This is a genomic window from Magnetococcus marinus MC-1 (genome assembly GCF_000014865.1).
Lineage (GTDB): Bacteria > Pseudomonadota > Magnetococcia > Magnetococcales > Magnetococcaceae > Magnetococcus > Magnetococcus marinus.
In genome coordinates, this window is sequence record NC_008576.1 from 3281364 (window position 1) to 3299730 (window position 18367).

Consider the following 18367-nt stretch of genomic DNA (forward strand, 5'->3'; position numbering starts at 1 on the left):
ATCCAGCAAGGGAATGCTCTCATGAACGTTGCGGCCCGACATATACGAGAGGGAATGATCCAAGCCATTTCCACTCAAATTGAAACCAACGATCCCGCCATCTCACGGACCACCTTTGAGCGGCTGCAGAAAAGCGGTTTTGATGCAGATGAAGCCAAACGCCTCATGGCCAGCGTACTGGCTCATGAGATGTTCATGATCAACCAGCACAATCAGCCTTACGATTCGAATCGTCACGCTGCATTGATGGGCCAATTACCTCGCCTCCCGGGGTAATCACATCCAACTCGATTGAATGACCCGTCGTTTCGGTTTGATGCGTTTGGGTTGTGAGGCACCCGACTCGGCTATGGCATCCTTCAACGGGTGTTCCGCAAGCTTTTCAACATCCCGGTTCAGTCGAAAGCCCATGGCAATCAGCCCCTGCAGAGCGGCCATGGCATAGACACGACAATCCAACGCCTCGTTGCGATCCGAATCCCGCTTCTTCCACTCCCGAATGGGGCGGCCCTTGTGATAACGGGTCACCACCGATTCAGCGGTGAGTTGTTTGAAGTAGTCCCCATCCCGTTGCATGGGAAAGTGCAGAAAGCCCGGTCCTGGCTCTTCAATGCGTAGACGGGAGAGGATCGCCTCTTTACAGGCATCCACACCCAAAATGAAAAGCGGCACCTTCCCCTTATTCTTAGTGGAGGGCTTACGGGGCCAAATGGGCACTCCCTGACCACCACGCCCCTTGATAGCCCAGATCCTTCGGCCCTGCCTGGATCGGCAGAAGGCATAGGACTTCAGGGTATGGTGACCACCGGTATCGATAGCGGCGGCCCGGATGGTCATATCTGGCAACTGCCGACTGTGACCAAGGGGGTGACGGAGCAGGTTGTCCAGATCTTCCCATACAGCTGGGGATGAGGGATCACCCCACAATACCCGATAGTCGATGGACCAGGACTCTTCATCCCGGCCCCAGCCTACGATTTCAATTTCAAGACGATCATCCTGCACATCCACACCAGCTGTGAGCACAGCCACATCAGCAGGGAGCAGTGCACCCCACGCCTCTCGACGCTCCATGAGCCCTTCGCCATCAACACGATCCGCATCCTCTTCCCAGGTTTCACCCAGCTTGGTGTTGATCCATACTTTCAAACGGGGCGGATCCTTGTGCACCAGACCATGCTCCACCGCAATGTCCCCCCAGGAGGTCCAACCATGGGGGCTATAGAGGGAGGAGAGGTGAAAACCAGCAGTTTTCCCATCCCCTGCTGCCGCCGCTCGCCAGACACCATTTTCCAGCATCCAGCCCTTTTGATGATCCGCCAGCTGTGATTCACAGTGTGGACAGAGGTAATACGCCGCTTTTCGCTCACCATGAGGCCATTTCACCTGGGCCCATGTCAGCACCTGGAATTCACCACACTCTGGGCAGGGTACCCAGAACTGACGCTGATCGCTCTCGGCATAGGCCGCTTCAATGCGGCTGAATCCTTTGATGGTGGGTGTGCTGGTGAGCAGCACCTTGCGGTTGGAGAAGTTCGCCGTGCGCTGAATGGCCAGCGCCACCGGATCCCCTTCGCCATCGGCATCACCCGGAAAGCGATCCACCTCATCCATAAACAGGTAACGGATGGGCGCGGAAGAGAGCCCAACCGCGCTGTTGGCTCCGGTCATCAAAAGGATGCCGCCAGGGAACTCCTTGGAGAGCACCGTGTTTCCGGAATCTCTGGATCGGGCCGGTTTCACCCGCTCCCGGATCTCAGAGCTGGATTCGATGAGCGGTCCCACCCGCTGTTTGGAGTAGCGTTTGGCCATCTCCACCGTGGGCTGAACCATCAACATGGGCCCTGGTGCGTGGTGGATCACATACCCCACCCAGTTCAGGCCACACTCGGTTTTGCCCAGCTGACTGCCAAACATCGCCACCACCCGCTCAATGGGGGAACTGGGTGAAAGAGAGTCCATCACCTCCTGCAAATAGGGGGTGCGATCGGTACGCCAAGGGCCGGGTTCCCCCGAGGCCACGGATGACAGCATACGGTGCTCATCGGCCCATTCAGAGACCGTCAGACGCGGATCGGGCATCAGCCCCTGAAGGAATGCATCTTCGTAAATCTGCGCTGCGGACAAGGCCATCTTATTTGTTGAAATTACATCATTTTTACCTGGATAGAGACGTCGATGGTATGGCTATATAGATCCAACGAAGCAAACGTCCAGGAGCTTGAAAATGAACGAGAAACTGAACCAGGAACAACGCCTTGAAGCCTTCGCCAAAGAGCTGGCAGAACTCACCCGCAAGTATGGAGTCGCCCTCAGCGTCACCGGCGGAGTGATCATCGACCAGCCAGAGGCTTTTGAAGGGATCGAATACTTCACCGGTAACGACGGGGACCTGCTGCCCCACATTGGCGACAACTGGCTTTGAGACCAACCTCACAACGGAGAACGAACATGACCATCCAACTGAGCCCGACCCAACGGACCATCCTTAAGACCGCTGCCAACCGGGACAATCTCCAGATCATGCCTCTACCTACCAACAATCCAAGCTGGGGATTCTGGGGGACATCCAGACATAACGGCTATGACCAAGAGATGACTTGGCTGGCCGCCAGCCACTTCTTTGCAAACAGCTACAATCTCGATGCACAGGATACCAGAGACCTTCTGGACAGCGTTTTCGGACGCCACCTTGCCGATGACCTAAGCTTCATTGAGGGCGGGCCAACTACCCCTGAAGCCATTACCGACCATCTGGCCAAGAGAATGGCAAACAGAAGCTATAAAAGCTGGATTGACGACGCCGTGCATGCGATCCAGCACCCCACTCGATGAGAAGAAGTGGTCTTCAGCGACAAACCAGGCCAAAACAAACAGGAGAAGAGAGATGATTAACCTCACTCATACTCAACAGACCATTCTTAAAGCCGCTGCCCAGCGCCCAGACGGGTCGATCAACCCTTTACCAGAACGGATCAAAGGGGGCGCATCGGTAAAGGTGATCAACGCCCTTGAAGCCAAAGGCTTGATCGAGAACGTAAGCATCAACCCACCCTACCCCAACTGGGTCCTTACCAGCGCCGCATACCAAGTTATTGGCCAGGAGCCTCCTGCCCTACCTCCCGTCGAGAACCAGATCATCGACACCATGACTGAGGAAACAGCAGGAGAGAAGCCCGAGGAAACAGAGACCCCGGATGATCCTGAGGCTGGGATTTTCAGCAGGATCGCCCTGGATCACCTTTTTATTGACACGCTCGAGACCAGAAACTCTGACAGCCTCGACTTCCATAACGTCAGCTTCTGGGGCGTCCAGAGCGCCTTGGAAGCGGCCTTCCAGGCTGGAATTGAAGCAGCACAACGCAAAACGCCCCGATCCAGAGGGACCAGGGCGAATTCCAAGCAGGCCACCATGATCGAGATGATGAAGCGCCCCCAAGGAGCTACCTTGGATCAAATCACTGAAGAGACTGGATGGGGTTCCAACACAATTAGGGGCGCGATCTCCGGCACTCTGAAGAAAAAGCTGGGGCTCAACGTCACCCGCGCAAAGGTCGATGGAATCACCACCTACCGCATCACGGAATAACGACGATTAACCGACTGATTTTGCTCTGTTTAAGTTGATGATAGCTGCGATTAGAGCGATAGTGTAATCCAAGAGAAAACAACAACTTGGAGAAGCACCATGACTAAAATTGACACCATCCACGCCAAAGTGAACGCCACCATGCGAGAGGTTGAAGACAACTCAGAGATTCCTGAGAAGCTGGCCGCCCTGACCAAGCAGATCTTGGAGATCCACCGCCGCAACGGAGACCTTGGCTGGCTCAGCGACATGCTTCAAGAGATTGAAGCAGAAGACGCTCAAGCCTAAATCACGATCACCACCAACCAGAGCCAACCCGGATCAGCCGGGCGGTTCTGCTTCCAGATCAATACCCCGTTCCAAGGCTACATCCTCAAAACTTTTCCCGCCGGAACCATCCAAATAAACAATCTTCCCCGTGGCTTGAATGAATCGCTTTACCGCCACATCCACATAGACCGGTGAGATCTCCATGGCATGCACCCGCCGCCCTGTCATCTCCCCGGCCATGATCTGGGAACCAGATCCGCTGAAGGGCTCGTAGCAGAGGCCGCCTCGTTCCACATGCTGACGCATGGGAATGGCGAAACAGTCCAGTGGTTTGGGCGTGGGATGGTCAGGTCGCTCCTCACCGGAGAGCCCACGAATGTCCCAGACGGTGGAAAGGAACTCGGCGCCGTTGATCTTGGGCGGCATGTTGCCCTTGATCCAGCCCATCAAGCAGGGCTCGTGCTTCCACAGGTACTTGGAGCGGGTGAGGACACCTTTCTCCTTGTTCCAGATGATCTGCTGGTGCTGAAAGGCCCCCATTTTTTCCCATACCGCTTCCAGCATCGCCTGCCGTTTGGAGGCATGCCAGCAGTACCAAGCCGCGTTGGGCTCAATGGCATGGTCGATAGCGGAACGGATAAACCCCTCATAGAGCTCAGGCCCTTGGGAGGAGTCATCCCAAGTCACGCCGTAGCTATCCGACCAGTCCTTATTGAGGGATTCCCGCTTACGGCTCTCTTTGGAACCGGGATGATTGGTACCATCGTAATCCACCAGATAGGGAGGATCCGTGGCGAAGAGGATGGCCCGCTCACCGTTCATCAACCGAATCACATCCTCGGGATTGAGGCTGCTACCGCATAGGAGGCGATGCTCCCCAAGGATCCACAGATCACCGGTTTTGGAAACTGGGTTGGCTGGAGGCTCAGGAACCACCTCATCGGCCCCCGCAGCAGTCCCACTGCCATCACCATCCATATCATCTGCAAAGCCGTCCAGCAGGTCCCGCATCTCTTCATCGGTGAATCCCACCAGGGAGAGATTGAATTCATCCTCCTGAAGCCGAGCAAGCTCTGCCGCCAGGATCGACTCATCCCAGCCACCATCCAGCGCCAGCCTATTGTCCGCCAGGATATAGGCACGGCGCTGAGCATCGGAGAGATGGTCCAGAACCACCACCGGCACCTGTGTCAGGCCAATGCGCTGGGCGGCAGAGAGACGGCAGTGACCGGCAATGATGCCATCCTTACCGTCCACCAGGATGGGGTTGGTAAAGCCAAACTCCACCATGCTGGCCGCCACTTTGGCGACCTGCTCATCACTGTGGGTACGGGCGTTGCCCGCATAGGGCAACAGCCGATCCGTTGGCCACAGTTCAATCCGTTCGGCCATGGCAGGGATCTCATTCATGCTTCAATTCCTCAAGGGCTTTTCTCAGTTCCTGATCCAGCCTTTCCTCAATCGCTCCGGCATCGTTTTCAGATGCCAGCACCGAGGAGAGCCGATGGGGGATGGTAAAGAGCCGATCCCGAACCCGACGGGCCAGATTGAACGCAGTCACCTTCACCTCATCACTGCTGACCAGCTGTTCCGAGCGCTCCTCAAAATCCAGTTTGACCAAGCGGGCGCTGTAGGCCTCCCGAATGGCCCGGCTGGTCTGGTAGTCCGGTGCGCCCTGTTTCAGGGGTGGTGACGGTGGTGTTTGGGATGCGAACCTCTGGGGTTGGTTCGCAGGGGGTGCGTACCCAGGGTTCGCAGTCTGGTTTGCACTGGGGTTCGCACCCCCATTTGCAGAAATTTCGCGCTGCTGAGCGGGATTGGTATTTCGTTCCCAGGCCGCGTCTGCTTTGGCCGGATCTACCGTGCCATCCGGCTCCTTGCTAATGCGCCCGGCCTTGATCGCCTTACGTACAGCGGCATCAGAGACGCCGCGCAATTTGGCGTACTGCCGAATGGAAACGCCCATTGCGCTCTCATCTATTCCTCAGTGCTGTGGTGGATGGGTGCGAACCTAAGTGCGAACCGCGAACCCGTTTTTATTACTGTCGCTAGGCAACTCAAGCGCTCTCGCGGAACCCATTGATTTTACAGCGTTCCAGGTCCCGTGCGATTTTGTCAACTATTTACTTTTCAAATACTTACAAACCATGAAAAAGTTCGTTTCCAGATCCTTTCGCCTACCAAAATAATTCAGCAAACCGCTTTCAATTGCGGCTTTGAACCAACAAGAGTAATCTGAAACCGTACCCTGCGGTGCTCGTGAGACACTGTTCCCTTGGCCCACTCTTTTGGTTCTTGGAACTGGGACTTGTTGGATGCTCTCACGCCCAGGCTGGGGAGTCTTCCCCACTGCGGGTGTGTGACCTCCACACCGGATCCACCTTGTATTCAGGGTGCCATGTGGTTCCATGTCCACGGCATCTGCGGGGGAGTTATGAATCCATCTCCTGCCCGGAGCTATGTATGTCAGTTGATCAAAAACGTCGCCAGAAAAAATTAGCTCGAAAAAAAGACAAAAGAAAAAAAATCGGTAGTAACAGTAATCTTTCGGGAATGTTCTCAGTTGCTCAACGTTTAGCCGCTTCTACCGAGTTGCCCGTTTTCGATAGTTTTGTAGCTGATACACTTTTTGACAGAGGGATAGGAAATTTAATCCTGAGTCGAAAAGTTGCTACAGGAGAATTCGCTTTTGGGTGCTATTTAATTGATATCTGGTGTCTTGGTGTAAAGAACTGTTTTTGCAATATTATTCCAGCTTTTCAATACGATGAATTCATTAAACAGGCCCGTGACCGTGAAAACATCATTCCCATCCACCCGACATGTCTTAGCAAGATTGTTAACTCATCTCAAGTTTCGCAGTTCGTTGACCGCTCAATTGGGCTGATATTTGCCAACCAAATCAAGGGCAAAGCTGCCTCGTATATGCTATAATTCTGGTGTCGAATCAGTCAGATAGCTCAGGGACGAGGCCAGCTTTATGGATCAGCATAACAGGGAACAGGCTACTGTGCCTACCCCCATGATTGACGACATCAAAACCCAATCCTTTGGAGTATTCGGCGTAGATAATGCTATCGTCGATTTTCTCCAGGAATTTGGCTTCCAGGCGATATTCAATCGGCGCGGATGGAGCAAACGAACGGGGAAGGATCTTCCGACGCTGATCATGTTACTGATCCTGCATCCTCTGCTGAAGGTGCCGTCCATTCACCTTTTTTGCCGCGATCACTTTCTGTCGGTCTTCGCGGTAGGCAAGGATACCTTCTACCGGTTGCTCCAACGCCAATTTCCATGGCGGAATGCGCATTGGGCGCTAATCAAAAAGTTACTACCCCAGTGGCGAACGCTGGATCTCGGCCCCGGCTACCTTGTTGCCGATACCACCGTCAAAGAGAAGCGTGGTGATCGTATTGAAGGTGTTTGCTGGCATCATGACCACAATACCGGCCGCTCGGTTGCTGGTTTTGAAGCAGCCCACTTGGTCTGGGTTAACAAGCAGGGAACCTTGCCACTGGATGCCGCTTTGCGTTTTTCAAAGCGGCCTCTGATCAGCAATCTGCTCCACATCCTCAGTTACCGGTTCGATTGTCGCTCACATCTTGGACGGCGTTACCGTGAGGCGGCCAAGATGTCTAAGCTTGATCAGACTGTCGACATGGTTGCCAGAGCCATTCAAGCTGGGATTCCGGCCCAGTATTTTCTCGCCGATGCTTGGTACTCATCGGTTAAGTTCGTCAAGAAAATCCTGGATCTGGGCGTGGTCCCCCTGATCCGATGGAAGCGCAACAACACCAAGTTCCTATTCCAGGGCGAGAGACTGACCAGCGTCGAACTTTACACCCGGTTTGCCAAAGGCAAAATCAGGAAAGCTAAGGGGTCCAAGCGCTTCAAAGGAACCTTCCTAGATGCAGAGCACCCCGAAATCGGCCTTATCCGTCTGTTCTTCGTCCGGCTGATCGATCCGAAAACCGGCTCGAAGGAGTGGGCCGTCTTTCTGACCACAGACCGGTCAATGGGACTGTCAAATATGATCGAGCACTACGCCAACCGCTGGGGGATCGAAGTTTTCTACAAGGAATCCAAACAGCACCTCGGTTTCCTTAATGAGTCCGTCCGATCCTTCGAAGCAGTCATCGCCTGCCTACACCTAGTGTCCCGTGCGGTTAGTTCCGTTACATGCGGAGGAAGAAATGCTATGATTCTTTATGGCTAAACACACTTCTCCACTCGACCTGACCAGCAAGCAACGTGAAGCCCTTGAGGGGCTGCTTCGTGCCTCTAAGACACCGCAAAGTCTGATCCCCCGCATTCAGATCGTTATGCACAGCGCGGATGGCCTGTCACCACCCGAGGTGGCGAAGACTCTGGGTGTCAGCCGTCCCACCGTGTACCGCTGGCGCGCACGTTTCCAGGAACTGGGGGTGGACGGCCTGGCCGATGCGCCGCGCTCTGGTCAGCCCAGGAAACTGACCCAAGGCCAGATCCAAGCGGTGCTCCAAGCAACGGTGGAGAGGATTCCCCGCGAATCCACCCACTGGAGCGTGCGACTCATGGCCGAGTACGCCGACCTCACCACTTGGCAGGTCCGTCAGATCTGGCAGGCCGCCGGGCTTAAGCCCCACCGCCTCAAGACCTTCAAGATCAGCAACGATCCCAACTTCGCCGAGAAGGTAATCGACGTGGTGGGCCTGTACATGAATCCACCGCATAATGCCCTGATCCTTTCCGTAGACGAAAAAACCCAGATCCAGGCCCTGGACCGCACGCAGCCCCAGCTACCGATGAAGCCCGGCCAGATCGAGCGCCGCACCCACGACTACAAGCGTAACGGAACCACCAACCTCTACGCCGCGTTCAACATCCTCACCGGCGAGGTAATGGGGCGCACCACCAAACGCCACCGGAGCAAGGAGTTTCTGGATTTCCTACGCCAGATCGACCGCTCCACTCCAAAGGAACTGGACCTACATCTGATCTTGGACAATTCCAGCACCCACAAAACCCAGGAGGTCCGACAATGGCTGGAGGCCAGGCCCCGCTTCAAGCTGCACTTCACTCCCACCAGCGCCTCTTGGCTCAACGCCGTGGAAAGCTGGTTCTCATCCCTGGAGCGCCGCGCAATCCACCGAGGCGTCTTCACCAGCGTCGAGGACCTGCGCCGGGAGATCCACCGCATCATCAATGAGCACAACGCCCTCTCAGCCAAACCATTCCGCTGGACCCAAAGTGCAGAAGTTATCCTGGAGGCGGTCAACAGGGCTAAACAACTGTAACGTGACTAACCGCACGGGACACTAGCTGCCATGCGCCATGCTGTCCTCTCCAGCATGGTAGCGATCAAAGGCAGCCAGCGGGATCAACTCTCCCACAATCTGGCCGCTTTGACCTATGCCCGAAAGCTCTGGCATACCTTCCGCGCCATCTTCAATGATGCCCTTGGCCGAACATCCATCCTTGAAAATCACCAAAAAAACGAGGTGATTGAACTCTTTGAACAGGAGGTTGAGGCTTGGCTCAGCAAAGCATTGATGCTCGATCCCCTTGGTTCACAACGTCAAATTCTGGCCGAAACGAACTGCGAAACTTGAGAAGTTATGACGAGGGACAGCAGTTTACGTGGCGCTTACGCAGAAACGGCTTTTACACGATACAGAAATGTGGCATATTTCCTGTGAATGATCGGGACAGGCGATAGACAGATAGAAAAGCTGCCCAATTCTCCTGGAGGATCGTCTTAAGAGTGATGCGGTTACTGGAAATGCTCTCCATAGTGGAGAAAATGATAGAGCCAAATCAGCTTGATGTCAGCAGAGTTTAGAAGGTCGGCTTTTTTGCTTTTCTCGCCCGGAGGGCGTAATGTTCTGGAAACAGATCTGAATGAACGGACTTAAAGAGCCAACAGTTCTGGAAAATCTCTATCAAACCAATCATGGTCGCAAAGCCGCACTTTGCTACATCACCCTGCCTTTTGCCAATCCCAACTTGGGGCCCACGCATCCGAGTTTGCAGACCGCAATGACTATGGCCCGGATCATGGCGGATAAAGGGTTTGATATTGATGTCTTGCATCACATGTTTGTGGGTGATTGGGATCTCTCCAGGTATCAGGTCCTGTTGGGTTTTGGCTACCCTTTCGAACGCAGTTTTAACAAACCATTTGCAGGAAAACGCATCTACTTTGCCACAGGTGCCGCCACCTGCCAGCGTAACGTAGCAGAGCTTGAGCGTATTCAGGCTTTTCAACGCCGTCATGGGGTGCTCTACCCCCCCAGGCGCTTAAAGCCCTATCCCGATTATGCCTCAAGCATGCTCAGTGATGCGATCTTTTGTACCGGGAACGGGTGGACCATGCAGACCTATCGTGCACACTTTAACGGGCCTATTTTTCGTACCCCAACCCACGCTCATTTTACACCCAATCAGCAGGTGTTGCCGCGGGATTACACCCAAGCCAGAACCCATTTTTTGTGGATTGGGGGGGCAGGTTTGTTGCTCAAAGGGCTGGATCTATGTATCGAGGCCTTCTTGAACCAAGAGCATGTTACCTTGCACGTGTGTTGTCCAATGGAAGAGAGGTTCTTGGCTGTTTATGCCGAAGCATTGAAGACGACAAACCGCATTAAGTTATACGGTTTTATGGATCTTGCGTCCCCAGCCTTTGCCCAACTTCTGGCACAATGTGGCTATGTGCTCTTTCCTTCTGCCTCAGAGGCTGGTGCCAGTAGTTGCCTGGACGCTATGGCCCATGGATTGGTCCCCGTGGTCACAGAGCAAGCCAGTGTGGATGTTCAAGGCGCAGGGTTTATCCTGCCCGATACCTCCGTACAGACCATCGCCACCCATGTAGGCCATCTGGCCAATCTGGATCCAAATCATTTACAGATGCGTGCCCAGGCCAGCTTTGAGAAGGTAAACAAGCATCATCGGCTGGAGCACTTCTCCCAAGCATTTGCCCAGGCTTGGGATGCCGTGGTTAGGCCCGACATGTGAGGGTAAATTGACCATCTACACTGGCAATCCAGAGATCGGGCCGCAATTGATGAAGGTCGGCATGATGCATACCATCCCTATTCCAACCCCTTCCTGATGGCTTCAGGATAGGAATAGGGTCAGAAATCTCTACGTAGTGTGTCTGGTCCAGTTGCTGGATGTGAAAAGCGTTTACTGAGTGCCCATAGTGCGGCTCGCAATTCTGGGTTAAACGATAAAGCTTTTCCTGGTGACGAAAAACACGTCCAGAGGGTCGAGCGTAGCGGGGATCACTCTGACGGATCCACCCACTGGGGTGGGGTTCCCACCCGGAGAGCAAGTTTTTGGAGTAGAATAGCTGGAGCGTATCATTTCCATAGGGCGTGGGGCAGGTTAACATCCACCAGTGTTGCCCATGGTGAAACAGGGTGGCATCGGCGTGCATGCCGTCCAACAATTTAGCCACAGCCACCCACTGGTAGGGAAATTTTTTGGCCACGTAGAGATACACACCACCCGAGGCTAAGTCTTCGGGAATCATGAGCACATTCCCTTGAAGTGCAAAGATAAATGGGTAGGAGAGGTGGCTAGGGGTCTCCAAAGCAATGCCACCGTAGTGCCAATTGCGCAGATCATGGCTGCTTGAGACGCAGATGACCCCTTTGTCTTTAATGAGTGCTTCATAAAACAGATACCAGCGTCCTTCATGGGGCCACAGAAAGGGGTCCGCCACAAATTTAGCTTGGTCAGCACCGCAATGGGAGGCATCCAGACTAGGCATGTCAGAGTGGAACGGTCGCAGTGTAAAGGGATCGGGACCGGAAAAAATTCCAATGGACCAGTTGCTCTGTTTTTGCATGAATATTCTCTGGAAAAAGGGTATAGGCTGTCCCTGTTTTTTTTCGTGTCCCATGCATAGGTGCAGCCATGGCTGTCTCCCCGGGAAGGTTGATAATCACGACACTTCAGCAGAAGACCTCTCTTGACCCAATCCGCTCCAAAAACAGGAGAAGAGCAGAGTGAGGTTCACCGCAAGACTTTTGCGATTCTCAAGCCCTGTTTTGAGGCTCAGATATGAACCTCTTTTCGAACATTACGCCCTCCGGGCGAGAAAAGCAAAAAAGCCGACCTTCTAAACTCTGCTGACATCAAGCTGATTTGGCTCTATCATTTTCTCCACTATGGAGAGCATTTCCAGTAACCGCATCACTCTTAAGACGTAACCGTTCAGAGACCCCGATATCAAGCGGTTACTGGAGCCGGTAACGGTGGTACGGGGTTTCCCTTTCTCCGTTCAGCAATCACCTTAGCAAGATAGTCCCAGGGGGACACGTTCCGCAATCGACAAGTTTCGATGACGCTAGCCAGCACACCCAATACTTGGCTCCCTTCTGCCGTACGAGTTCCGTGGCTGATTAAACGCGCGATGACCCAGTGGCGCAGCGCACGTTCAGCATCATTGTTTGTCAGTGGCAACCCCGGAGATCTCAAGGGTAGCCAGATGACATCCCAGTCATTGAGAAGCTCAACGGCAAGGCTGCGAACCTTCTCGGACGGGGGATAATCTCTGTATATTTCGCAGTATCCCTGGAAATCTTCCAAAATCGACGCGGCAGCAGGCGGATCCGATCCGTCTTTGACCTCTTCGACCATGTATTCCAGGACTTCCAATACCCTGGAGCCGAATCGTTTGGTCTCTTTATCCAGGCTTACCGACAACCCTTTGGCCTTCCGGATCAGGTGTGCCCAGCAACGCAGCCGCTTTGAAAAAGTCCGGTAGTTCATGAGTCCGTCGCTCATCAGCCAGCCCGCGAATTCCTCGGTCAGGATATCCATGACCATTTGCCGTGTCCGAGGTCCCACGCAAAACAAGACTGTATTGGCCGTCGCGAAAACCCAAAGCCAGAAGTGGCTCCATTTTTTGGACAGCAAACAGCCGTTTCTTAGGTGAAGCCTCTCGGTTATGCAGCCTCACTCCACAGCTCAGTTTCGTAGACCGAGTTGGGGGACAAGCCGCCTAAAGATGAATGTGGCCTACGTTCATTATAGAACTGGATCCAATGGCCGATTCCATGATGAGCTTTTGAACCTGTCTCGAAGGCATGCAGGTAAACACACTCATACTTCAAAGAACGCCAGAGACGCTCAATAAACACATTATCCGTCCATGCTCCTTTGCCGTCCATAGATATCTTTATATCAGCCTCTTTGAGTGTCTCAGTGAAACTCTGGCTGGTAAACTGACTGCCCTGATCCGTATTGAAAATCTCTGGCTTTCCGAACTTGTTTAAAGCCTCCTCCAAGGCCTCAACACAGAAATCGGCCTCCATCGTATTGGAGAGTCGCCAGGAGAGTACACAGCGACTATGCCAATCCATAATCGCAACCAGATAGAGAAACCCTCTCCGCATCGGAATATAGGTAATGTCAGTACACCAGACCTGATTGGGCTTATCTATCACCAGATCCCGTAATAAATATGGGTACTTGACGTGTTCTGGATGAGGTTTGGTCGTGCGAGGCCTTTGATATATCGGGACCAATCCCATCTTGGCCATTAATCGGCATATCTTCTTGCGCCCAACACAATAGCCCTCATGATTACGAAGATGACGAGCCATTTGACGAGCCCCATAGAAGGGGGTCTCCATAAACTGCCTATCAATCAACTCCATCAGTTTCAGGTTGAGAGGACTTTCGCCTTTCTCTTGATAGTAGAATGAGGATCGACTGAGACTGACGAGCGCACACTGTCGTAGAATGCTGAGCCGTGGGTGATCAGGCTTGATCATTTCCTTCCTCCGGGCGGGGCTCATCGTCCGAAGGCTCTCTTTAAAAAATCATTCTCCACCGTCAACTGGCCAATCTTGGCGTGAAGATCACGCACCTCATCCTCATGTTCTTTTTCATTCTTAGCGTTCTTTCCTGTGAACGTATCGGTCAGACCATCTATAGCAGCCTTCTTCCACTTTGTAACCAAGGTACTCAAGTTTCGCAGTTCGTTTCGGCTAGAATTTGACGTTGTGAACCAAGGGGATCGAGCATCAATGCCTTGCTGAGCCAAGCCTCGACCTCCTGTTCAAAGAGTTCAATTACCTCGTTTTTTTGGTGATTTTCAAGAATGGATGTTCGGCCAAGGGCATCATTGAAGATGGCGCGGAAGGTATGCCAGAGCTTTCGGGCATAGGTCAAAGCGGCCAGATTGTGGGAGAGTTGATCCCGCTGGCTGCCTTTGATCGCCACCATGCTGGAGAGAACAGCATGGCGCATGGCAGCTAAGTGTAGGCAGGCGATGACTGCTTCGAAGGATCGGACGGATTCATTAAGGAAACCAAGGTGCTGTTTGGATTCCTTGTAGAAAACTTCGATTCCCCAGCGGTTGGCGTAGTGCTCGATCATATTTGACAGCCCCATTGACCGGTCTGTGGTCAGAAAGACGGCCCACTCCTTCGAGCCGGTTTTCGGATCGATCAGCCGGACGAAGAACAGACGTATAAGGCCGATTTCGGGGTGCTCTGCATCTAGGAAGGTTCCTTTGAAGCGCTTGGACCCCTTAGCTTTCCTGATTTTGCCCTTGGCAAACCGGGTGTAAAGTTCGACGCTGGTCAGTCTCTCGCCCTGGAATAGGAACTTGGTGTTGTTGCGCTTCCATCGGATCAGGGGGACCACGCCCAGATCCAGGATTTTCTTGACGAACTTAACCGATGAGTACCAAGCATCGGCGAGAAAATACTGGGCCGGAATCCCAGCTTGAATGGCTCTGGCAACCATGTCGACAGTCTGATCAAGCTTAGACATCTTGGCCGCCTCACGGTAACGCCGTCCAAGATGTGAGCGACAATCGAACCGGTAACTGAGGATGTGGAGCAGATTGCTGATCAGAGGCCGCTTTGAAAAACGCAAAGCGGCATCCAGTGGCAAGGTTCCCTGCTTGTTAACCCAGACCAAGTGGGCTGCTTCAAAACCTGCAACCGAGCGGCCGGTATTGTGGTCATGATGCCAGCAAACACCTTCAATACGATCACCACGCTTCTCTTTGACGGTGGTATCGGCAACAAGGTAGCCGGGGCCGAGATCCAGCGTTCGCCACTGGGGTAGTAACTTTTTGATTAGCGCCCAATGCGCATTCCGCCATGGAAATTGGCATTGGAGCAACCGGTAGAAGGTATCCTTGCCTACCGCGAAGACCGACAGAAAGTGATCGCGGCAAAAAAGGTGAATGGACGGCACCTTCAGCAGAGGATGCAGGATCAGTAACATGATCAGCGTCGGAAGATCCTTCCCCGTTCGTTTGCTCCATCCGCGCCGATTGAATATCGCCTGGAAGCCAATTTCCTGGAGAAAATCGACGATAGCATTATCTACGCCGAATACTCCAAAGGATTGGGTTTTGATCTCGTCAATCATGGGGGTAGGCACAGTAGCCTGTTCCCTGTTATGCTGATTCATAAAGCTGGCCTCGTCCCTGAGCTATCTGACTGATTCGACACCAGAATTATAGCATATACGAGGCAGCTTTGCCCTTGATTTGGTTGGCAAATATCAGCCCAATTGAGCGGTCAACGAACTGCGAAACTTGAGCAAGGTAGAATGAATACCGTGTTTAGTCGCCAGTTCAGCTAAAGTCTGCTCTCCTCGGATCGCTTCCATAGCAACTTTTGCCTTGAATTGGGCAGAGTGATTTTTACGTTTCGCCATCTCAAACTCCATTTGTTCAAAGTGCGAAACTTCACCTTAGCTGACTGTCCTAAAAATGGGTACCACCTCTGTCCTCATTGCAAACAGGGCGTGAAGACGGCCCCTGCACCCAAACGTCCCATTCCCAAGGCGTTGGCTACAGCTGCTCTATTGGCCCATGTGGCGGTATCCAAGTATGCCGATGGGTTACCGCTCTATCGACAGGGCGCCATTCTGACCCGTGCAGGGATTGATGTCTGTCGAACCACGCTGGCCAATTGGATGATCCAGTGCGGCCAACTGGTGCAGCCGTTGATCAATCTGATGCGGGACAAGATGCTGGATTACGATATCCTGCAGATGGATGAAACAACGGTTCAAGTGCTTAAGGAAAAAGATAAAGTTGCAGCCAGTAACTCCTATATGTGGGTACAGCGAGGTGGTCCTCCGGGTAGTCCGGTGATTTTGTTTGATTACGATCCCACACGCGGTGCCGAGGTTCCGAAACGGCTGTTGGCGGGCTATAAAGGCTGGCTGCAAACGGATGGGTATGCAGGTTATCTGGGTGTGGGTGCGCAGGAAGATGTGATCCTGATGGGGTGTTTTGCGCATGCCCGTCGTCAATTTGACGAGGCGATCAAAGCGTTGGGAAAATCCAAAAAAGGCAAGATGGGCAAGGCTGGGCAGGCTCTGTCGCTGATCCGGAAACTGTACGCTGTGGAAAAAGATCTGCGTGAGGAAGAGGCTACTCCAGAGCGACGTTACAAGGTGCGCCAGGAGCGTTCCCGCCCCATTATCGATGAGTTGAAAACCTGGCTGGAAGATAATCGAGCAGGGGTGTTACCGAAAAGCAAACTCGGCGAAGCGATGGGATATCTGACCAATCAGTGGTCATCTCTGATTCGATATTTGGATGATGGACGCCTGGAAATTGACAACAATAGAGCCGAGAATGCCATTCGCCCCTTTGTGATTGGCAGGAAAAATTGGCTTTTCAGCAACTCTGTTCGAGGTGCAAGGGCCTCGGCAAACCTCTACAGTTTGATCGAAACGGCCAAAGCCAATGGTTGGGAGCCCTTCGAGTATTTTACAAAGGTCTTTGAGGGCCTCGCCACAGCGCAAACCGTGGATGAGTTCGACCTGTTGCTCCCGTGGAATTTGAAATCTGCTGCTGAACCGATAGGGTAGTTGATGGGGAGAAATGGGCGCTTACCATGGAACGCTCGTCCATCACCGACCGGCCACAGCCACAATGGCATTGCAGTTCAGCATGGGAGAAATGTGGCCAATGCTGTTCAGACATGCTCTTCACCCCCTCCGAGCAGGATGCGTAACAGCACGCCCATCATGGCCACGGCAAAAAGCCCGATGATCAGCGACCCAGCCACCGTAGCCACCATCAGCAGTGAAGTTCCCATCTCTACCCCCATAAACGGCTAAACCCACCGCCAGGTTGCCCCGGGGTGGGTTTCTCGTGTTTCGTGCGATGCGGGTCTTCTGCCCGACTATAGCGCTAATACTACCAAAATCTGCCGATCGTGTCTGGAACTAAAACGTCCGGACACGTTTTCCTTGGTTAAGCACAGCCACGACTTGGAAAATGGCTGACTTCCAATGTGCTGCAAGCGTTGATCTGGCGCGACCAAATCGCCGCATGAGCAATTTCCAAGGCACCCTTTCGGCACGGTACCAAACCAAGCGCCGATGATCCGGCTCAAGCCATTCCAACCACCCCATCACCTCATCAAGGCGGTCGATGGCAGCTGGGGAAGGAGGTCCCAGCCTAGCCTCTGCCGTACCCCAACCGTAGGCATCGTAAAATTCATGGATCACCTCCGGCCAAGCAGAACGAACCTCCTCAGGCTTGAGTCCCTTCACAGGCAACCGCTTCATCGTGAACGCTGCCTCTTCTAACCGTTTTGCTACAGCTGGAGCATCCCATTTCTGCTCACGCATGACACACCCCCTTGCGACGATTTTGGCCATAAAGCCGATCCCCCAGTTGCTTGACCAACTCTCGCTCTGGCCAGCTGAGGCGATTGTCGTCATGCGACACCACCAGGATGCCATGGCGATTCCACCCGTTGCGCTTCTGCTCATCCACATCCACTTGGCTGCCCTGAAACCGGGCCAAGGGGCTGCGGGGCATATTGGGTCCGCCGTTCATCGCGTGCCTCCCTGCCCTAGCACGCAGTGCAGAAGGGCAAGTGCGTCACTCTCGTTGTCATCGGCTGGATTGTGCCCCAGACGCTTCATGGCATGGATAACCTGGGCCTTGCTGGCGTTGCCCTTGCCAGTCGCGTGTTTTTTTATCGTCCCAACCGGCACCCCCTGGTAGGGCACCTCTGAGCTTTCTGCCCATGCGGTAAGATGGGCCAGGAATCCCCCATAGACATGTGAAGCCCCAACCCCGCTGTGTCTGCGCACCTCCTCGAACAGGATCTGACCTACATCGCTGGTGAAGTGCATCTCAGCCAGCCAGGCTTTGAACCTGACCCATTGCATACCACCCCCTTCAAACCGGCCCAGCTTGAACGACACCGTGCCGCTGGTGATGGTCCCATCGGGGTGGTACAGCGCCCATCCCATCTGGGTACCAAGGTCCAGGGCTAAAACTGCCCCGTTTCCATCTGCGCCCCGATGGGGCAAACTCTGAGTAGCCATATCTTCCTCCGTTGGCTGATGTGGTCAGGACGGTGGTGCAGGTCTTGGCGGAGCTCACCACCGTCCGATTTGAATCCGCTCCCTTTGCCGGGCTGCGGAATTGTTGAACAGTCATTCATGATGGGGGGTGGGTTTCCATACCACCCCCATCTATATATTTATATATAGGGAAAGCCGGGAACCGGGAACGAGCTG

17 protein-coding genes, 1 other RNA gene and 6 pseudogenes are annotated in these 18367 nt (G+C 53.7%); 12 read left to right on the plus strand and 12 right to left on the minus strand.

Annotation, left to right across the window (positions count from 1 at the left end; translation table 11 throughout):
* Positions 1–21 precede the first annotated feature (21 nt).
* The gene (locus MMC1_RS13185; protein WP_143711430.1) at positions 22–276 is read left to right on the plus strand and encodes a DUF1841 family protein; all 255 of its coding nucleotides are present in this window, start codon (positions 22–24) and stop codon (positions 274–276) included.
* On the opposite strand, the gene MMC1_RS13190 is transcribed toward MMC1_RS13185, so the two are convergent.
* On the minus strand, positions 277–2133 hold the full coding sequence (locus MMC1_RS13190; RefSeq protein ID WP_011714190.1) for a phage terminase large subunit family protein: 1857 nt from the start codon (positions 2131–2133) through the stop codon (positions 277–279).
* Between the two features lie 94 nt (positions 2134–2227).
* Between MMC1_RS13190 and MMC1_RS13195 the strand changes: the two genes are divergently transcribed.
* From MMC1_RS13195 to MMC1_RS13210, 4 genes are all read left to right on the plus strand, one after another.
* Positions 2228–2425 carry a hypothetical protein gene (locus MMC1_RS13195; protein WP_011714191.1) on the plus strand — a complete coding sequence of 66 codons (198 nt, stop codon included), beginning with the start codon at positions 2228–2230 and terminating at the stop codon, positions 2423–2425.
* 26 nt (positions 2426–2451) lie between these two features.
* Positions 2452–2835, plus strand: a complete 384-nt coding sequence (locus MMC1_RS13200) for a hypothetical protein (protein ID WP_011713684.1) — start codon at positions 2452–2454, stop codon at positions 2833–2835.
* Between the two features lie 52 nt (positions 2836–2887).
* On the plus strand, positions 2888–3589 hold the full coding sequence (locus MMC1_RS20295; protein ID WP_011714192.1) for a DUF3489 domain-containing protein: 702 nt from the start codon (positions 2888–2890) through the stop codon (positions 3587–3589).
* A 99-nt stretch (positions 3590–3688) separates the two neighbouring features.
* The gene (locus MMC1_RS13210) at positions 3689–3877 is read left to right on the plus strand and encodes a hypothetical protein (protein ID WP_011712985.1); all 189 of its coding nucleotides are present in this window, start codon (positions 3689–3691) and stop codon (positions 3875–3877) included.
* A 33-nt stretch (positions 3878–3910) separates the two neighbouring features.
* Here MMC1_RS13210 and MMC1_RS13215 read toward each other — a convergent pair whose 3' ends face one another.
* Positions 3911–5269, minus strand: coding sequence for a site-specific DNA-methyltransferase (locus MMC1_RS13215; RefSeq protein WP_011712984.1), 1359 nt, complete (start codon positions 5267–5269; stop codon positions 3911–3913).
* Positions 5262–5825, minus strand: coding sequence for a hypothetical protein (locus tag MMC1_RS13220; RefSeq protein WP_011712983.1), 564 nt, complete (start codon positions 5823–5825; stop codon positions 5262–5264). The genes MMC1_RS13215 and MMC1_RS13220 overlap by 8 nt, the downstream gene beginning before the upstream one ends.
* Before the next feature lie 276 nt (positions 5826–6101).
* Here MMC1_RS13220 and ssrS point away from each other — a divergent pair.
* The 6 genes and pseudogenes from ssrS to MMC1_RS13245 all read left to right on the plus strand — a co-directional run bounded on the left by ssrS (position 6102) and on the right by MMC1_RS13245 (position 10852).
* Positions 6102–6293, plus strand: a non-coding RNA gene (gene ssrS / locus MMC1_RS21295) — 6S RNA.
* A 29-nt stretch (positions 6294–6322) separates the two neighbouring features.
* Positions 6323–6793, plus strand: a complete 471-nt coding sequence (locus tag MMC1_RS13225; RefSeq protein ID WP_041641242.1) for a hypothetical protein — start codon at positions 6323–6325, stop codon at positions 6791–6793.
* 46 nt (positions 6794–6839) lie between these two features.
* Positions 6840–8018, plus strand: a pseudogene (locus MMC1_RS13230) (IS4-like element ISMasp2 family transposase); the annotation flags it as partial.
* 49 nt (positions 8019–8067) lie between these two features.
* Positions 8068–9135, plus strand: a complete 1068-nt coding sequence (locus MMC1_RS13235; protein ID WP_011714195.1) for an IS630 family transposase — start codon at positions 8068–8070, stop codon at positions 9133–9135.
* 21 nt (positions 9136–9156) lie between these two features.
* Positions 9157–9450: pseudogene (locus MMC1_RS13240) on the plus strand (IS4-like element ISMasp2 family transposase); the annotation flags it as partial.
* Positions 9451–9739: 289 nt separating this feature from the next.
* A complete protein-coding gene (locus MMC1_RS13245) occupies positions 9740–10852 on the plus strand; it encodes a glycosyltransferase (protein WP_011714197.1) in 1113 nt (370 codons plus the stop codon).
* Here MMC1_RS13245 and MMC1_RS13250 read toward each other — a convergent pair.
* The 5 genes and pseudogenes from MMC1_RS13250 to MMC1_RS22010 form a co-directional block, all read right to left on the minus strand.
* On the minus strand, positions 10836–11690 hold the full coding sequence (locus tag MMC1_RS13250; RefSeq protein ID WP_049757690.1) for a glucosamine inositolphosphorylceramide transferase family protein: 855 nt from the start codon (positions 11688–11690) through the stop codon (positions 10836–10838). The two genes, MMC1_RS13245 and MMC1_RS13250, sit on opposite strands and share 17 nt — an antisense overlap.
* Before the next feature lie 383 nt (positions 11691–12073).
* Positions 12074–12742 (minus strand): annotated as a pseudogene (locus MMC1_RS13255) (IS66-like element ISMasp5 family transposase); the annotation flags it as partial.
* 50 nt (positions 12743–12792) lie between these two features.
* Positions 12793–13814, minus strand: a pseudogene (locus tag MMC1_RS13260) (IS3 family transposase); the annotation flags it as partial.
* A gap of 2 nt (positions 13815–13816) precedes the next feature.
* The gene (locus MMC1_RS13270) at positions 13817–15280 is read right to left on the minus strand and encodes an IS4-like element ISMasp2 family transposase (RefSeq protein ID WP_011714201.1); all 1464 of its coding nucleotides are present in this window, start codon (positions 15278–15280) and stop codon (positions 13817–13819) included.
* A gap of 129 nt (positions 15281–15409) precedes the next feature.
* Positions 15410–15529 (minus strand): annotated as a pseudogene (locus MMC1_RS22010) (transposase); the annotation flags it as partial.
* A 69-nt stretch (positions 15530–15598) separates the two neighbouring features.
* Here MMC1_RS22010 and tnpC point away from each other — a divergent pair.
* Positions 15599–16696, plus strand: a pseudogene (gene tnpC, locus MMC1_RS13280) (IS66 family transposase); the annotation flags it as partial.
* A 107-nt stretch (positions 16697–16803) separates the two neighbouring features.
* On the opposite strand, the gene MMC1_RS22390 reads toward tnpC, so the two are convergent.
* From MMC1_RS22390 to MMC1_RS13295, 4 genes are all read right to left on the minus strand, one after another.
* Positions 16804–16926, minus strand: a complete 123-nt coding sequence (locus MMC1_RS22390; RefSeq protein ID WP_265101274.1) for a hypothetical protein — start codon at positions 16924–16926, stop codon at positions 16804–16806.
* Positions 16927–17056: 130 nt separating this feature from the next.
* Positions 17057–17464: a DUF6362 family protein gene (locus tag MMC1_RS13285; protein WP_011712908.1), complete on the minus strand. Its 408-nt coding sequence runs from the start codon at positions 17462–17464 to the stop codon at positions 17057–17059.
* A complete protein-coding gene (locus MMC1_RS13290) occupies positions 17457–17675 on the minus strand; it encodes a hypothetical protein (protein WP_011714203.1) in 219 nt (72 codons plus the stop codon). The genes MMC1_RS13285 and MMC1_RS13290 overlap by 8 nt, the downstream gene beginning before the upstream one ends.
* On the minus strand, positions 17672–18172 hold the full coding sequence (locus MMC1_RS13295) for a crossover junction endodeoxyribonuclease RuvC (RefSeq protein WP_011714204.1): 501 nt from the start codon (positions 18170–18172) through the stop codon (positions 17672–17674). Before MMC1_RS13295 ends, MMC1_RS13290 begins: the two co-directional genes overlap by 4 nt.
* Positions 18173–18367: the final 195 nt, after the last annotated feature.

Bases quoted from the DNA above. Each gene is read 5' to 3' on its own strand.
- MMC1_RS13185 (WP_143711430.1), top strand. From the start codon at position 22: ATGAACGTTGCGGCCCGACATATACGAGAGGGAATGATCCAAGCCATT.
- MMC1_RS13190 (WP_011714190.1), bottom strand. From the start codon at position 2,133: ATGGCCTTGTCCGCAGCGCAGATTTACGAAGATGCATTCCTTCAGGGG.
- MMC1_RS13195 (WP_011714191.1), top strand. From the start codon at position 2,228: ATGAACGAGAAACTGAACCAGGAACAACGCCTTGAAGCCTTCGCCAAA.
- MMC1_RS13200 (WP_011713684.1), top strand. From the start codon at position 2,452: ATGACCATCCAACTGAGCCCGACCCAACGGACCATCCTTAAGACCGCT.
- MMC1_RS20295 (WP_011714192.1), top strand. From the start codon at position 2,888: ATGATTAACCTCACTCATACTCAACAGACCATTCTTAAAGCCGCTGCC.
- MMC1_RS13210 (WP_011712985.1), top strand. From the start codon at position 3,689: ATGACTAAAATTGACACCATCCACGCCAAAGTGAACGCCACCATGCGA.
- MMC1_RS13215 (WP_011712984.1), bottom strand. From the start codon at position 5,269: ATGAATGAGATCCCTGCCATGGCCGAACGGATTGAACTGTGGCCAACG.
- MMC1_RS13220 (WP_011712983.1), bottom strand. From the start codon at position 5,825: ATGGGCGTTTCCATTCGGCAGTACGCCAAATTGCGCGGCGTCTCTGAT.
- MMC1_RS13225 (WP_041641242.1), top strand. From the start codon at position 6,323: ATGTCAGTTGATCAAAAACGTCGCCAGAAAAAATTAGCTCGAAAAAAA.
- MMC1_RS13235 (WP_011714195.1), top strand. From the start codon at position 8,068: ATGGCTAAACACACTTCTCCACTCGACCTGACCAGCAAGCAACGTGAA.
- MMC1_RS13245 (WP_011714197.1), top strand. From the start codon at position 9,740: ATGAACGGACTTAAAGAGCCAACAGTTCTGGAAAATCTCTATCAAACC.
- MMC1_RS13250 (WP_049757690.1), bottom strand. From the start codon at position 11,690: ATGCAAAAACAGAGCAACTGGTCCATTGGAATTTTTTCCGGTCCCGAT.
- MMC1_RS13270 (WP_011714201.1), bottom strand. From the start codon at position 15,280: ATGAATCAGCATAACAGGGAACAGGCTACTGTGCCTACCCCCATGATT.
- MMC1_RS22390 (WP_265101274.1), bottom strand. From the start codon at position 16,926: ATGGGAACTTCACTGCTGATGGTGGCTACGGTGGCTGGGTCGCTGATC.
- MMC1_RS13285 (WP_011712908.1), bottom strand. From the start codon at position 17,464: ATGCGTGAGCAGAAATGGGATGCTCCAGCTGTAGCAAAACGGTTAGAA.
- MMC1_RS13290 (WP_011714203.1), bottom strand. From the start codon at position 17,675: ATGAACGGCGGACCCAATATGCCCCGCAGCCCCTTGGCCCGGTTTCAG.
- MMC1_RS13295 (WP_011714204.1), bottom strand. From the start codon at position 18,172: ATGGCTACTCAGAGTTTGCCCCATCGGGGCGCAGATGGAAACGGGGCA.